At 62.6% G+C, this 13,372-nt stretch carries 14 protein-coding genes and 1 other RNA gene; 14 read left to right on the top strand and 1 reads right to left on the bottom strand.

The window, feature by feature from the left end:
• Nucleotides 1-182 precede the first annotated feature (182 nt).
• The 7 genes from NKI17_RS18180 to NKI17_RS18150 all read left to right on the top strand — a co-directional run bounded on the left by NKI17_RS18180 (nucleotide 183) and on the right by NKI17_RS18150 (nucleotide 4,182).
• Nucleotides 183-389, top strand: a complete 207-nt coding sequence (locus tag NKI17_RS18180) for a hypothetical protein (protein ID WP_023676780.1) — start codon at nucleotides 183-185, stop codon at nucleotides 387-389.
• A 197-nt stretch (nucleotides 390-586) separates the two neighbouring features.
• Nucleotides 587-1,306 carry a TerB family tellurite resistance protein gene (locus tag NKI17_RS18175; protein ID WP_352456180.1) on the top strand — a complete coding sequence of 240 codons (720 nt, stop codon included), beginning with the start codon at nucleotides 587-589 and terminating at the stop codon, nucleotides 1,304-1,306.
• Nucleotides 1,303-2,070, top strand: a complete 768-nt coding sequence (locus NKI17_RS18170; protein WP_352906472.1) for an N-acetylmuramoyl-L-alanine amidase — start codon at nucleotides 1,303-1,305, stop codon at nucleotides 2,068-2,070. The genes NKI17_RS18175 and NKI17_RS18170 overlap by 4 nt, the downstream gene beginning before the upstream one ends.
• Before the next feature lie 185 nt (nucleotides 2,071-2,255).
• Nucleotides 2,256-2,999, top strand: a complete 744-nt coding sequence (locus tag NKI17_RS18165) for a lytic transglycosylase domain-containing protein (RefSeq protein ID WP_352570489.1) — start codon at nucleotides 2,256-2,258, stop codon at nucleotides 2,997-2,999.
• A gap of 59 nt (nucleotides 3,000-3,058) precedes the next feature.
• Nucleotides 3,059-3,457: RNase P RNA component class A (rnpB, locus tag NKI17_RS18160), an RNA gene on the top strand.
• Nucleotides 3,458-3,610: 153 nt separating this feature from the next.
• Nucleotides 3,611-3,883, top strand: coding sequence for a type II toxin-antitoxin system ParD family antitoxin (locus NKI17_RS18155; RefSeq protein WP_352589442.1), 273 nt, complete (start codon nucleotides 3,611-3,613; stop codon nucleotides 3,881-3,883).
• A complete protein-coding gene (locus NKI17_RS18150) occupies nucleotides 3,880-4,182 on the top strand; it encodes a type II toxin-antitoxin system RelE/ParE family toxin (RefSeq protein ID WP_352906470.1) in 303 nt (100 codons plus the stop codon). Before NKI17_RS18155 ends, NKI17_RS18150 begins: the two co-directional genes overlap by 4 nt.
• An 8-nt stretch (nucleotides 4,183-4,190) precedes the next feature.
• Here NKI17_RS18150 and NKI17_RS18145 read toward each other — a convergent pair whose 3' ends face one another.
• Nucleotides 4,191-5,306 (bottom strand): cystathionine gamma-lyase, encoded by a 1,116-nt coding sequence (locus tag NKI17_RS18145; protein ID WP_352906468.1) that lies wholly within the window; start codon nucleotides 5,304-5,306, stop codon nucleotides 4,191-4,193.
• Nucleotides 5,307-5,712: 406 nt separating this feature from the next.
• On the opposite strand from NKI17_RS18145, the gene mraZ reads away from it, so the two are divergent.
• From mraZ to mraY, 7 genes are read left to right on the top strand one after another with little or no spacing between them, the layout of a single operon-like run.
• Nucleotides 5,713-6,171, top strand: coding sequence for a division/cell wall cluster transcriptional repressor MraZ (gene mraZ / locus NKI17_RS18140; RefSeq protein WP_254818997.1), 459 nt, complete (start codon nucleotides 5,713-5,715; stop codon nucleotides 6,169-6,171).
• The gene (rsmH, locus tag NKI17_RS18135) at nucleotides 6,168-7,199 is read left to right on the top strand and encodes a 16S rRNA (cytosine(1402)-N(4))-methyltransferase RsmH (protein WP_352906466.1); all 1,032 of its coding nucleotides are present in this window, start codon (nucleotides 6,168-6,170) and stop codon (nucleotides 7,197-7,199) included. The genes mraZ and rsmH overlap by 4 nt, the downstream gene beginning before the upstream one ends.
• A 4-nt stretch (nucleotides 7,200-7,203) precedes the next feature.
• Complete coding sequence (ftsL, locus tag NKI17_RS18130) at nucleotides 7,204-7,581, top strand: cell division protein FtsL (RefSeq protein ID WP_023676771.1); 378 nt, start codon at nucleotides 7,204-7,206, stop codon at nucleotides 7,579-7,581.
• A 14-nt stretch (nucleotides 7,582-7,595) separates the two neighbouring features.
• On the top strand, nucleotides 7,596-9,323 hold the full coding sequence (locus NKI17_RS18125; protein WP_352906464.1) for a peptidoglycan D,D-transpeptidase FtsI family protein: 1,728 nt from the start codon (nucleotides 7,596-7,598) through the stop codon (nucleotides 9,321-9,323).
• Between the two features lie 54 nt (nucleotides 9,324-9,377).
• Nucleotides 9,378-10,832, top strand: a complete 1,455-nt coding sequence (locus NKI17_RS18120; RefSeq protein ID WP_352680268.1) for a UDP-N-acetylmuramoyl-L-alanyl-D-glutamate--2,6-diaminopimelate ligase — start codon at nucleotides 9,378-9,380, stop codon at nucleotides 10,830-10,832.
• Nucleotides 10,829-12,262 carry a UDP-N-acetylmuramoylalanyl-D-glutamyl-2,6-diaminopimelate--D-alanyl-D-alanine ligase gene (locus NKI17_RS18115; RefSeq protein WP_352570482.1) on the top strand — a complete coding sequence of 478 codons (1,434 nt, stop codon included), beginning with the start codon at nucleotides 10,829-10,831 and terminating at the stop codon, nucleotides 12,260-12,262. The genes NKI17_RS18120 and NKI17_RS18115 overlap by 4 nt, the downstream gene beginning before the upstream one ends.
• Before the next feature lie 24 nt (nucleotides 12,263-12,286).
• Nucleotides 12,287-13,369: a phospho-N-acetylmuramoyl-pentapeptide-transferase gene (gene mraY / locus NKI17_RS18110; protein ID WP_023676767.1), complete on the top strand. Its 1,083-nt coding sequence runs from the start codon at nucleotides 12,287-12,289 to the stop codon at nucleotides 13,367-13,369.
• Nucleotides 13,370-13,372 lie beyond the last annotated feature (3 nt).

Here is a 13,372-nt window from a genome sequence, read left to right as displayed (position 1 = left end):
TGCGGCGGCTCCCGGGATTTTTCCCTGTTCGATCTGTTAGCTCGCGAGGCCCTGACCGGCAATCGTCAAATGATTGGAATATGTTACAGGCAGAAATGCAACGTTACGAAACTCATGCGCAGCTTACGCATTGTGTCCTCGACCGCCGCCGGTAACGGAGGCGTGATTAGAGGAGAGATATCATGAAGAAACTCATTCTTGCGTCGGTGTCGGCGCTTGCGTTGCTTGGCCTTGCCGCCTGCAGCAACAGCGGCACCGACAACACCACGACGCAGAGCACCAACCCGCCGGCATCCGACCAGACGATGAAGCCGGCTGCTCCTGACGCCAACAAGCCTGCCGAGCCGGCTCCGGCTCCGGCGCCTGCGCCGGCTGCTCCGGCTCAGTAGTCAATGTGGCAACCAAGGAAAGGCTGGCCTCACAGGCCGGCCTTTCTGCTGCTTACGATACCAGCGCCTGGCGGCCGAGTGCGACGACGTGAGCGCTGGCGCCAGCCGCCTCAGGCATTGCGCCAAATCGATTGGGCCAGCCCCTGCGGCACTGTCTTGGCTTGATAGCGATGGGTGGTTGGCCCTATGAAGCCCCCATGTCGATTTGGGACCGCCTTGGCGACTTCGTCACACGCGTTTCATCTTCAGCGTCGTCAGGCGTCGCCGAAGTGGTCGAGGCCGTGCGCACGGTTTTCTCCGGCGATGCCGATCTGCGCCGGCGCGTCGCCTTCTCGGTGGCGATGATCGCCCTGTCGGCCAAGATGGCCAAGGCAGACGGCATCGTCACGCAAGACGAGGTGCGCGCCTTCCAGGAAATATTCGAGGTGCCGAAGGAACAGAGGCGCAATGTGGCGCGGCTCTACGATTTGGCCAAACGCGACATTGCCGGTTTCGAGACCTATGCCGAGCGGATGGCGCAGCTTTGCGGTTCGGGCCATTCGAACTGCCTGATGCTCGAGGACATACTCGACGGGCTGTTCCACATCGCCAAGGCCGACGGGCTGGTGCATGAGCGCGAGGGCCAATTCCTGCATCGCATCGCCGAGATATTCCGCATCAATGAGGCGCATTACCAGAGCATCCTGGCCCGGCATGTCGATCTGGGTGCCGCCGATCCCTATGTTGTGCTCGGCATCGAGCGTGGGAAGCCGTTCGAGGAGGTCCGCAGGCGTTACCGCAAGCTGGTCTCCGACAATCATCCGGACCGGCTGATCGCACGCGGCCTGCCGCAGGAATTCATCAAGATCGCGACGACCAGGCTGGCGGCGATCAACGCGGCCTATGAAATGATCGAGCGAGGCCTGCGGCACGCATGAGCGGCTTTCCGCCCGATGAGCCGAGCGCCGAGGTCGGGGTATCGCCGAATTTCGGACCACGGCGCGGGACGCTCGGACCCGATATGATCGTGCTGCACTACACCGGCATGGCTACCGGCGCCGGTGCCGAGGCATGGTTGTGCGATCCGGCAAGCGAGGTCTCGTCGCACTACCTGGTCCATGAGGACGGCCGAATTGTTCAGATGGTAAGGGAAAGCGACCGCGCCTGGCATGCCGGCAAGAGCTCGTGGTTCGGACAGAGCGACATCAACTCCTGTTCGATCGGCATCGAGATCGTCAATCCGGGGCATACGCTCGGCTATCGCAACTTTCCAAAACCGCAGATCGACGCGGTGATCGGCCTGTGCGCTGGGATCATCGAGCGCCATTCCATTCCGGCGCAGCGGGTGCTTGCCCATTCCGACGTGGCACCGGGGCGAAAGGTCGATCCAGGCGAGAAATTTCCATGGAAGGCCTTGTTTGCTGCCGGTATCGGCCATGTTGTGCCGGCAGCACCGATCCGGCGCGGCGCCGTGCTGAAGCCAGGCGATACCGGCGCCGAGGTAGAGGCGCTGCAGTCGATGCTGGCGCTCTATGGTTATGGCGTCGAGATCACCGGCACTTTCGACCGGCAGACCGAAATCGTGGTCGAGGCATTTCAGCGGCATTTCCGGCTGCGCCTGGTCGATGGCATGGCTGACGGATCGACGATCCGCACGCTGGAAAGGCTGCTCGCTTCCGTAAGGATAGCCTCTCTCAAATAATCTTTTGCCAGCTTAAAAGTTACAATCTGTTACTCAAAGTGACTTGCGTCGCCTTCTTTGGCGCCAATTCCGTCGTCAAAGGCGATCCGTACAGATTGTCGGACGTCTATCCCCCAAGATGTTCCGATGTTGATTGAGGGTATCTGCGCGAAGTTCTTTGTGCAGATCAAACAGAACAGGATCACATGCAGAAATTGACCGTTTTAACGGCAGCCATTGCTGCCGGCGTAATGACTTTTGCCTTCAGTGCGGCGAACAGCGCACCGCTGAGCCAGCGGGCCGATCAGGGCTTCAGTGCCGCAGCCGGCAAAACCGCCATGCCGAAGGGTGGTGCAAAAGTAGAGAAGACCGCCACCGCAAAAGTGGAAAAAGCGGCCGCGGTAAGGACGAAAAAGCCAGTCTCCGCGAAAAGGCCAACCGCTGCGAGAAAGACAATCGCCAAACAGCATGTGAAGCGTAACCGCAAACGCATCGACCGCATGGCAACGGCGTCAGTCGCTCCGAAGAGCAGGCCAGCGCCTCAGGCGGTGGTTGTCGGCGGCAGCGGACAGTATTCGGCGATCATTGCGCGTTATGCCGCCAGCTATGGCGTCCCGGTGTCGCTCGCCAACGCCGTCATCAAGATCGAAAGCAACTACCAACCGAACCAGGTCGGCAGCGCCGGCGAGATCGGCCTGATGCAGATCAAGCCGGCGACGGCAAGGATGATGGGCTATAGCGGTTCGGTTCAGGGTCTCTACGATCCCGATACCAACATCAAATACGGCATGAAGTACCTTGCCATGGCGCGGGATCTCGGCGGCGGCACGACCTGCGGCACGATCCTGAAATACAATGCCGGCCATGCCGCCACACGGATGAACCCGGTGTCCGCCGCCTATTGCGGCAAGGTCAAGGTGCAGCTGGCCGCGCTCGGAGCGCCCGCCTGACAAGCGATAACTTGCTTTTTCGTTTGCGTTTTCGGGCCTGAACCCCTTTATACGCCTTGCCAGCTGGCCGGGCGGCCGCACCCGCGAAGCCGAAAGGCTGCGGGTGAGGAAAGTCCGGGCTCCATGGAGACACGGTGCCGGTTAATGGCCGGCGGGGGCGACCCCAGGGAAAGTGCCACAGAAAGCAAACCGCCACGATGCAATCGTGGCAAGGGTGAAAGGGTGGGGTAAGAGCCCACCGCGCGACTGGCAACAGGAGCGGCACGGTAAACCCCACCGGGAGCAAGACCGAATAGGGGCGGTGCGAGGGGAAACCCTCGAGGGCTGTTTCCGGCTCACCGTCCGGGTAGGTTGCGTGAGGCGTATGGCAACATGCGCCCAAGATGAATGGCCGCCACGTTCTCGCCGCGTAAGGGGCGAGGGCCATACAGAACCCGGCTTACAGGCCAGCTGGCAGTTTTCCCCGATAAAAGGAAATCTCCTGATATCAGCAGGTTGCGTCTTCGGGCGCAGCCGTTGATTCAATTTTCGCCCCGCAATCGAGCGCGGCATTTCTTGAAAATGGTGCGATTTAATCGTACCATTTGGATGGCGGTACTGAGGAACGCGTCATGGGAGTCGATAAACGCAGCATCACGCTGTCGCCGGAATTGGCGGCGGCGGTCGACGACGTGGTCGCCGCCGGCGAATATGCCTCGGCGAGCGAGGTGATCCGCGATGCGTTGCGACAATGGAAGGATCGGCGCGACCTGCTCGGCTACACGGTCGAGGAATTGCGCAAGCTGGTGCAGGAGGGGATCGACAGCGGACCGGGACGGTTTGCGTCGATCGACGAAATAAAGGCCGAAGCGCGCAGACGATTGAAACCCGACAGCGCGGCATGAATTTGCTGCCCATCATCCGAACCGCAAATGCGGAAGAGGATTTGATCGCGATCTGGCTTCATGTTGCGCAAGACAGCGAGGCTGCAGCCGATCGATTGCTCGATCGGATCGAAACCCGCTGGCAGCAAGTGGCCACTTATCCCTTCTCAGGTGCACCGCGCGAAGACATCGCGCCCGGCATCCGTCACCTGATCGTCGGCGAATACCTCACCCTGTACCGCGTCAGTGAAGAGGCGATCGAAATCGTCCGCGTGCTGCACGGCCGGCGCAAGATCGCGGCCGACGATCTAAGTTCGTGATTGCCGATTCAGCCACCGATTGCGTCCAGCGACGCCTCAATCGCCTGCCAAAGCTCTTCCACCGGCTCGCAGCCGACCGACAGGCGAACGAAGCCGGGCGGAACGGCATCTCCCCTTTTTGATCGCCGTTCGGCCGAGGTGTGTACGCCGCCGAACGACGTCGCTGCCTGCATCAAGGCGCAGTTGTTGATGAAATCCTCGGCCTTGTCCTCCGAGGCGAGCACGAACGAGATGAGAAATCCGAAGCGCTCCATCTGGGCGCAGGCAAGATTGTGCGATGGATCGCTCTCCAGTCCCGGAAAGCGCAAGCCGCTGATCGCGCGATGGTTTTTCAGCCGTCGCGCTATCATTTCGGCGGAAGCGCACATGCGGTCGAAGCGCACGTCCAGCGTTTCGAGGCCGCGATGCACCAGCCATGCCTCGAACGGCCCGGGGATGGCGCCCGACGTCTCGCGCCAGTCGGTCACCCTCGAGATAATGTCCGCGTCGCGGCTGGCGACATGGCCGAACAGCACATCGGAATGGCCGTTTGGTGCCTTGGTGTCGGCGGCAATGACGATATCTGCGCCGAGATCGAGCGGGCGCTGGCCGAAAGGCGTCATCGTCGTGTTGTCGACCACAAGCACCGCACCCGCTCTATGCACGGCCTCGGCGACGGCTGCGATGTCGCATATGTCCAGTCCTGGGTTGGCGGGCGTTTCGACGAACGCAAGCCGATACCTATCGAAGCCGCCGTCGAGGAAGCTCGATGTTGGCCGGACATCATAAGCGACGCCGAAGGACTTCAGGAAGCGCTCTGCCAGCGCTCTCGTCGTGTGATAGCCGTCGGACGGCAGCAGGATACGGTCGCCGGCTTTGAGCAGGCCGAAAAATACCGCCGAGATGGCAGCCATCCCCGAGGGAAAGGCGACGCATGGGGCGTCTTCCAGATGCGCCAGCATGTGCTCGACCGCATCCCAGGTCGGATTGCTGAAGCGGCCATATTGATCGAAGCCGGTGGCGTCGCCGGGCGCATGAAAGATGGCGGCCATGGTCAGGGGCAAGGGGATCGGGTCGCCCTTGGCCAGCCCGCCGCGGCGCAGATGGGGAAGTGCCGCGGCGCGTGACTTGGCTGTTTCGGACATGATTTCAAACCTCGTTACTGACCGGAAAAGGAGATGCCGAGGCTATGCGCGGCAGCGATCCGCAGCAAGTCGGCTCCGGTTGGGCCACACGGCTCTAAACGCTTCGTTAGGCTTAATAGAGGATAAAGACGGGAGTGCCGTCAAAGCTGCTCTCCCCAGTCGTGGCAGGCGCGTTTTGAAGACTGTTCCCGTTGACGCCCATAACACCCCATGATATCCCATTCCGATACTCAAGCCTTCGTTCCGTGTCAGGGTGAAGCGTACGCCAATCGGGCAGCCGCGGCGGCTGCGCGTTTGCCTGCGTTCGCCCGTCACAACGAAGCGGGTTTTGGACGTCGACCGGGCCGGGGCGGCGCGGACAGGAAGATGCAGAGGGGTGCGGCGGCGCAAGCGGCCGTAACGCGTAATGGACCGGTTTCTGTCGAACGCGGTGAACAGGATCGATGCGAAGGGACGGGTATCCGTGCCGGCGCATTTCCGTGCCGTTGTGCAGAAACGCGGCTATTCGGAACTTTATGCGCTACGCTGCCTGGATCGCCCGGCGATGGATGTCGGTGGGCTCGACCTGCTCGATCGCTACGAGCAGCGTATCGCCCAGGAAGACCCGTTCCTGCAGACGGCGGACGACATGTCGTTCTTCTGCCATGGCGATGGAACGTTTCTGAAGCTCGACCAGGACGGCCGTATCACGATGAGCGATTTCATTCGCGAGCATACCGGCATTTCAGCGGAAGTGGCCTTCGTTGGCCGCGGCAATTTCTTTCAGATCTGGGAGCCGGGACGGCTCAGCGCCTATGGGACGGAAGCACGCGCCCGGCTTTTGCAGCTTCGGCAGGGGACGAAGCCCGGGGAGCGGCCGGAATGATGGCGGGCGACGGCGATGAAGTTCATGCCGCTGGCGGACCAGCCCGCCACATTTCGGTCCTCCTTGCCGAAGTTCTGGAGGCGTTGGCCCCGACAAAAGGCGAGATGATCGTCGACGGCACGTTCGGTGCCGGCGGCTACACGAAGGCCATTCTGGCAAGCGGAGCCTCGGTCGTCGCCATCGACCGCGATCCGGATGCGATCGCGGCGGGGCGGGCCCTTGAACAGCAGTCCGGCGGCAAGCTCAGGCTTGTCCAGGCACCGTTCTCGACGCTCGACGAGCAGGTTGAAAGTGCCGATGGCGTCGTGCTCGACATCGGCATCTCCTCCATGCAGATCGACCAGCCGGAGCGCGGCTTTTCATTCCGGGCCGATGGACCGCTCGACATGCGCATGGCGCAGGCGGGCCTGAGCGCCGCCGACGTCGTCAACACCTTCAAGGTGGGCGATCTTGCCCGCATCTTCGGTTTTCTCGGCGAGGAACGCCATGCCGGGCGCATCGCCCGCATGATCGAGAGCCGTCGCGAAAAACGCCCCTTCGAGCGCACGCTCGACCTTGCCGATGCCATCGAGACGCATATCGGTCGCGCGCCGAAAGACAAGATCCATCCGGCCACCCGCGTTTTCCAGGCGCTGCGCATCTTCGTCAATGACGAACTCGGCGAACTGGCCAAGGCACTGTTTGCCGCCGAGCGCGTGCTGAAACCGGGCGGGCGGCTTGTCGTGGTGACCTTCCATTCCCTCGAGGACCGCATCGTCAAGCGCTTCATCGCCGACAGAGCCGATTCAGCGACCGGATCGCGGCACCTGCCCGAGGCGCAGGCGCGCACCGCCACCTTCACCAAGAAGGGCGGCGGCGTGACGCCTGGCGATGCCGAGATATCGGCAAATCCGCGGGCGCGCTCGGCAAGGCTGCGCACTGCAATCCGTACAGAGGCGCCGGCGCGTGCCGGCGATTTTTCGATCTTCGGCCTGCCAAAACTGCCTGGCCCAAAGCTTCCCGGCGCCGATCGACCGGGAGAGAGGTGAGCACGTGTTTCGTACCAGCGACATAGTCCTGATCGCCGTCATGGTTTCGGCGGCTGCCCTGACCTACAAGACCAAGCGCGAGGCCGAGGAGCAACTGGCGGCAGTGCACAAGATCCAGGCGCAGATCCGTTATGAGGAGGACACGATCGACCTGCTCAAGGCGGACTGGAGCCTGCTTACCCAGCCGTCGCGCCTGCAGAAGCTCACCGAAATCTACAAATCGCAACTCGGACTCGAGCCGGTCAATGCGCGCCAGATCGTCGGGCTGGACGATCTGCCGGCGAAACCCGTCAACATCGAGGACCTTTCATCGCAGCGGCTGGGCGGCATGGCCGATATCGGCGGCAAGGATCCCGTGGTGACCGGAGGCATCGTCCAATGATCACCGGATTTCCAATGGCTGCCAGATTTCCAAAGATTGGCAGGCTGCTGAAGCGCGGTTCGAAGCCCGGCGCGGGCGGATCGATCGTGGTCGAAGGTGCCCGCAAGGCGACCGGTGGCAAGGGCAGGACCCGCATCGTCATGACGATGGCGGTGTTCTTCGGCATCTATTCGACCATTGCCGGGCGGCTGGTCTATCTGGGTTTCCAGAATCCCGACCTGTCGGGCGGGCCGCAGAGCCGGGTGACGGCATCGCGACCCGACATCGTCGACCGTAACGGCGAAGTGCTGGCGACCGACATCAAGACCGCGTCGCTGTTTGCCGAACCGCGCCGCATCGTCGATGCCGACGAGGCGATCGAAAAGCTGTCGACGGTGCTTCCCGAGATCGACTACGAGCAGACATATAACAAGCTGAAGAGCGGCGCCGGGTTCGTCTGGCTGCAGCGGCAACTGACGCCGAAGCAGCAGGCCGACATCATGCAACTCGGCATCCCCGGATTCGGCTTTCGCACCGAAAAGCGCCGGTTCTATCCGGCCGGCGAAACCTCGTCCTACATTGTCGGCCTCACCAACATCGACAATCAGGGCATCTCCGGCATGGAGAAATACATCGACGAACAAGGCTTGAGCGACCTTCAGGCGTCGGGTCTGGCGGTGGCCAAGGATTTGAAGCCGGTGCAGCTCTCGATCGACCTGCGCGTCCAGCATATCGTGCGCGACGAGGTCGCCACCGGCATGGAAAAGTACCACGCGATCGCGGCGGGCGCCGTTGTGCTCAACGTCAAGACCGGCGAGGTGCTGGCGATGGCGTCGGTTCCGGATTTCGATCCGAACAACCCCTATAACGCGCAGGACAAGGACCGGCTCAACCGTATGTCGGCCGGCCTCTATGAAATGGGGTCGACCTTCAAGAGCTTCACCACCGCCATGGCGCTCGATTCCGGCAAGATAACGCTGCAAAGCCGTTTCGACGCGTCGCGCCCGATCAGGATCGGCCATCAAACCATCCATGATTTCCATGGCAAGGGCCGAGTACTGTCGGTGCCGGAAGTGTTCATCTACTCCTCCAATATCGGCTCTGCCAAGGAAGCCGAAGCGGTTGGCATCGACGGACACCGCGAATTCCTGCATCGCCTGGGAATCCTCGAGAAGATGCAGACCGAACTGCCGGAAGTCGCTCGGCCGACCGAGCCCAAGGTCTGGAAGCAGGTCAATTCGATCACCATTGCCTTCGGCCACGGTGTGTCGACGACGCCGCTGCAGACAGCGGTCGGCTGCGCCGCGCTGATGAATGGCGGCTATCTGATGGACCCGACCTTCCTGCCGCGCACGCCGGAGCAGGCGATGGCGGTGGCCAAGAAAGTGGTCAGCGACAAGACGGTCGAGGGCATGCGCTATCTCTATGCACTCAATGCCGAAAAGGGATCCGGCCGCAATGCACGGGTGCCAGGATACCGGGTGGGCGGCAAGACGGGAACGGCGGAGAAGGTTGTCAACGGCCGTTACTCGAAGGAAAAGAATTTCAACGCCTTCGTTGCGGCTTTCCCGATGGACGATCCGCAATACATAGTGCTTACGATCGCCGACGAACCGAAGCCGGAAAAGCCCGGCATGGGTGCTACGGCCGCCTCGAACGCGGGCATCATGGCTGCAAACATCATCCGACGTGCGGCTTCCATGCTTGGCGTGAAGCCAGATTTCAGCCATGAAAATGGTGCAACGCTGGTTTCCTATCAGTGATTCTTGGGGCGCGCCGGCAACTGCGCGCTATTTTGTTGCGATGAACGGGGTTCGATGAAGCTGAAAAATCTAGCCGGTATCCTGCCTGTCGAGGGGACAGCTTCCTTCGACATGGAGGTTACAGGGATTTCGTCGGATTCCCGCCAGGTAACACGGGGCGTCGTCTTTTTCGCGCTCACCGGCTCCAAGGCGGATGGCGCAGCCTACGCAGCCGATGCCGCGAGCCGAGGCGCTGCAGCGATCGTGGTCGGCAAGGGCGGTGCCGTCGCCGGGCTGCCAGTCCCGGTTCTTGCCGTAGACGATCCGCGCCTTGCGCTGGCGCTGAGTGCTGCACGTTTTTTCGGCATGCAACCGCAAACCATGGTCGCGGTGACCGGAACCAGCGGCAAGACCTCGGTCGCCGCATTCACCCGGCAGATATGGGAGCAGGCGGGTTTCGCCGCCGCCTCGATCGGCACGACCGGCGTGGTGGCGCCAGGCCGCAACGAATATGGCTCGCTGACCACGCCGGATCCGGTGGCACTGCACAGGCTGCTCAAGGAGCTGGCGGAGGCCGGCGTCACCCACGCCTCGATGGAAGCGTCCAGCCATGGCCTCGACCAGCGCCGGCTCGACGGCGTCAAGCTTGCGGCCGGCGGCTTCACCAATCTCGGCCGCGACCATATGGACTATCATCCGACGGTCGAGGACTATCATCGCGCCAAATTGCGTCTGTTCGACGCGCTGCTGCCGAAGGGCGCGCCGGCGGTCATCTTTGCCGACGACCCGTGGTCGGAGCCGACGATCAAGGCGGCGCGGGCAGGGGGACTGAACGTGCTGACGGTCGGCCGCCACGGCGATTTCCTGCGGCTGAAGCGGGTCGAGCACGAGCGCCACCGCCAGCGCGCCGAGGTCGAAGCGGACGGCGTTCTCCATGAAGTCGACTTGCCGCTGGCCGGCGACTTCCAGATTGCAAATGCGCTGGTGTCGGCCGGCCTCGCTATTTCGACTGGAACATCTGTTGCCAAGGCGTTGATGGCGCTGGAGAAATTGAAGGGCGCGCCGGGACGGCTCGACCTTGTCGGGACGGCCGCCAACGGCGCACCGGTCTATGTCGACTACGCGCACAAGCCGGATGCGCTGGAAAACGTGCTGGCTTCGGTGCGCCCCTTTACCACCGGCCGCGTCATCGTCGTATTCGGTTGCGGCGGCGACCGCGACCGGGGCAAGCGGCCGATCATGGGCGAGATCGCCACAAGGCTGGCCGACGTCGTCATCGTCACCGACGACAATCCCCGCTCGGAAGTACCCGAGACGATCCGCGCCGCGATCCTGGCGGCCGCACCTGGCGCCATCGAGATCGGCGACCGGCGCAAGGCCATCCACGAGGCGGTCGGGATGCTTCACGCTGGCGACACGCTGATCGTGGCCGGCAAGGGCCATGAGGAAGGCCAGACCATCGGCACCGAGACGCTGCATTTTTCCGATCATGAGGAAGTTCGCTCGGCGCTGCGGGAGCAAGCGACGTGAGCTATCTGTGGACCTCCGAGGCGCTGGTTGCCGCCATGGATGGCCGGCCGCTCGGTCCGATGCCTGAAGGCATCGCCGGCATTTCCATCGACAGCCGCAGCCTGCAGCCGGGAGACGCTTTCTTCGCCATCAAGGGCGAGGCCATGGACGGCCATGATTTCGTCACCGCCGCCATCAAGGCGGGCGCCGGGGTGCTGGTCGTCGCCGAGGGCAAGCTGCCGTCGCTGGGGCGGCTGACGGCACCGATGATCGTCGTGGAGGACGTGCTTGTCGCTCTGGAAAAGCTCGGCGTTGCCGCGCGCGCACGCTCAAAGGCCAGGGTGATTGCCGTGACCGGGTCGGCGGGCAAGACCACCACCAAGGAAGCGCTACGCCACGCTCTCTCCGCGGTCGGTACGGTGCATGCATCGGCCCAGTCGTTCAACAATCACTGGGGCGTGCCGCTGACGCTGGCGCGCATGCCGCAGGATTGCGACTATGCCGTCTTCGAGATCGGCATGAACCATCCCGACGAGATCCGGCCTCTGGTCAAGATGGTCCGGCCGCATGTCGCCATCGTCACGTTGATCGCGGCGGCTCACCTCGGCTTCTTCCGCAACCTGGACGAGATCGCCAAGGCCAAGGCAGAGGTTTTCGAGGGACTGGAGCCCGGTGGCGCCGCCCTTCTCAACCGCGACGATGCGCGCTGGAAGCTGCTGGAGAAGATGGCCAAAGAGGCCGGCGTCGAGCATGTCTACGGGTTCGGCGAGAATGCCCGGGCGACCTTCAAGCTGATCAAATGCGAGCTCAATGCCGATCACTCGGTCATCACCGCCAAGATTGGCGGGCACGAGATTGTCGCCAGGATCGGCGCGCCGGGCCGCCATATGGTGCAGAACGTGCTCGCGGTGCTTGGTGCCGCGCATCTGGTCGGCGCCGACGTCACCAGAGTTGCGCAGGCGCTGGCCGATCTTTCGCCCGAACGCGGACGCGGCAAGCGCTATGTGTTGCGTCACCCCAACGGGCCGATCACGCTGATCGACGAGAGCTACAACGCCAATCCGGCGTCGATGAGCGCTGCAATGGCACTGCTCAACACGACGCCGGTGTCGGGCGAGGGCAGGCGCATTGCCGTGCTCGGTGATATGCTCGAGCTCGGCAGCCATTCGGCGAAATTGCATGCCGCGCTTGCCGGTCTGATCGTCGGCACCGACACGCGCACGGTCTTTCTCGGCGGTCCGGAAATGCGGGCGCTGGCCGACGTTTTGCCGGGCGAGATCAAGACGGAATACCGCGCCGGTGCGGAAGATCTGAAACCGGTTCTTCTATCGGAATTGAAGCCCGGCGACGTGGTCATGATCAAATCGTCGAAGGGCATAGGCTTTTCAAAGCTGGTCGAGGCGTTGCTCGGCAAGTTTCCGGCGGAAGCCACAACCAGCAGACAGACCTAGGATCGGTCCGGGGGACGCAAGCGCATGCTAACACTGCTCGTCGAATTTGCGGACAAGATCTCGGTCTTCAACGTCTTCCGCTACATAACATTCCGCACCGGCGGAGCGCTGATCACAGCGGCGCTGATCGTGTTCATCTTCGGACCGACCATCATCAATTCGCTGCGGCTGCGGCAAGGCAAGGGCCAGCCGATCCGTGCCGACGGGCCGCAGACGCATTTCAAGAAGGCGGGAACGCCGACAATGGGCGGACTGATGATCCTGTCCGGCATCGTCGGTTCGTCCCTGCTGTGGGCGAACCTGTCGAGCATCTACGTCTGGGTGGTCCTTCTGGTGACGCTGGGATTCGGCTCGATCGGCTTTTACGACGATTATCTCAAAGTAACCAAGCAATCGCATCTCGGCTTTTCCGGCAAGGCGCGGCTGGGGCTCGAATTCGTCATCGCCGGCATCGCCGCCTGGGTGATCATGCATAACGGCCAGGCGCCGTTCTCGTCATCGTTGACATTCCCTTTCGCCAAGGAGTTTCTCGTCAATCTCGGCTGGTTCTTCATCCCGTTCTCGTGCTTCGTCATCGTCGGCGCCGGCAATGCGGTGAACCTGACCGACGGTCTCGACGGGCTGGCGATCGTGCCGATCATGATCGCCGCCGCATCCTTCGGCGTCATCGCCTATCTCTCCGGCAACGCGGTGTTCGCCGAATATCTGCAGATCCATTTCGTGCCCGGCACCGGTGAACTTGCGGTGGTCCTTGGAGCGGTGATCGGCGCCGGGCTTGGCTTCCTCTGGTTCAATGCGCCGCCGGCGGCGATCTTCATGGGCGACACCGGCTCGCTGGCGCTGGGTGGGCTGATCGGCACGGTCGCGGTGGCGACAAAGCACGAGATCGTGCTGGTCATCGTCGGCGGCCTGTTCGTCGTCGAGATATTCTCGGTCATCATCCAGGTCGGCTACTTCAAGATGACCGGCAAGCGCGTCTTCCTGATGGCGCCGATCCACCATCATTTCGAAAAGCTCGGCTGGACCGAAAGCCAGGTGGTGATCCGCTTCTGGATCATCGCCGTCATCCTGGCGCTGGTCGGCCTGTCGACCCTGAAGCTCAGATAGGAG

The organism is Mesorhizobium sp. M0816 (assembly GCF_040320005.1).
Taxonomy (GTDB): domain Bacteria; phylum Pseudomonadota; class Alphaproteobacteria; order Rhizobiales; family Rhizobiaceae; genus Mesorhizobium.
The sequence above is the reverse complement of the archived record's forward strand: the minus strand, read 5'-3'. Positions and strand labels throughout refer to the sequence as shown.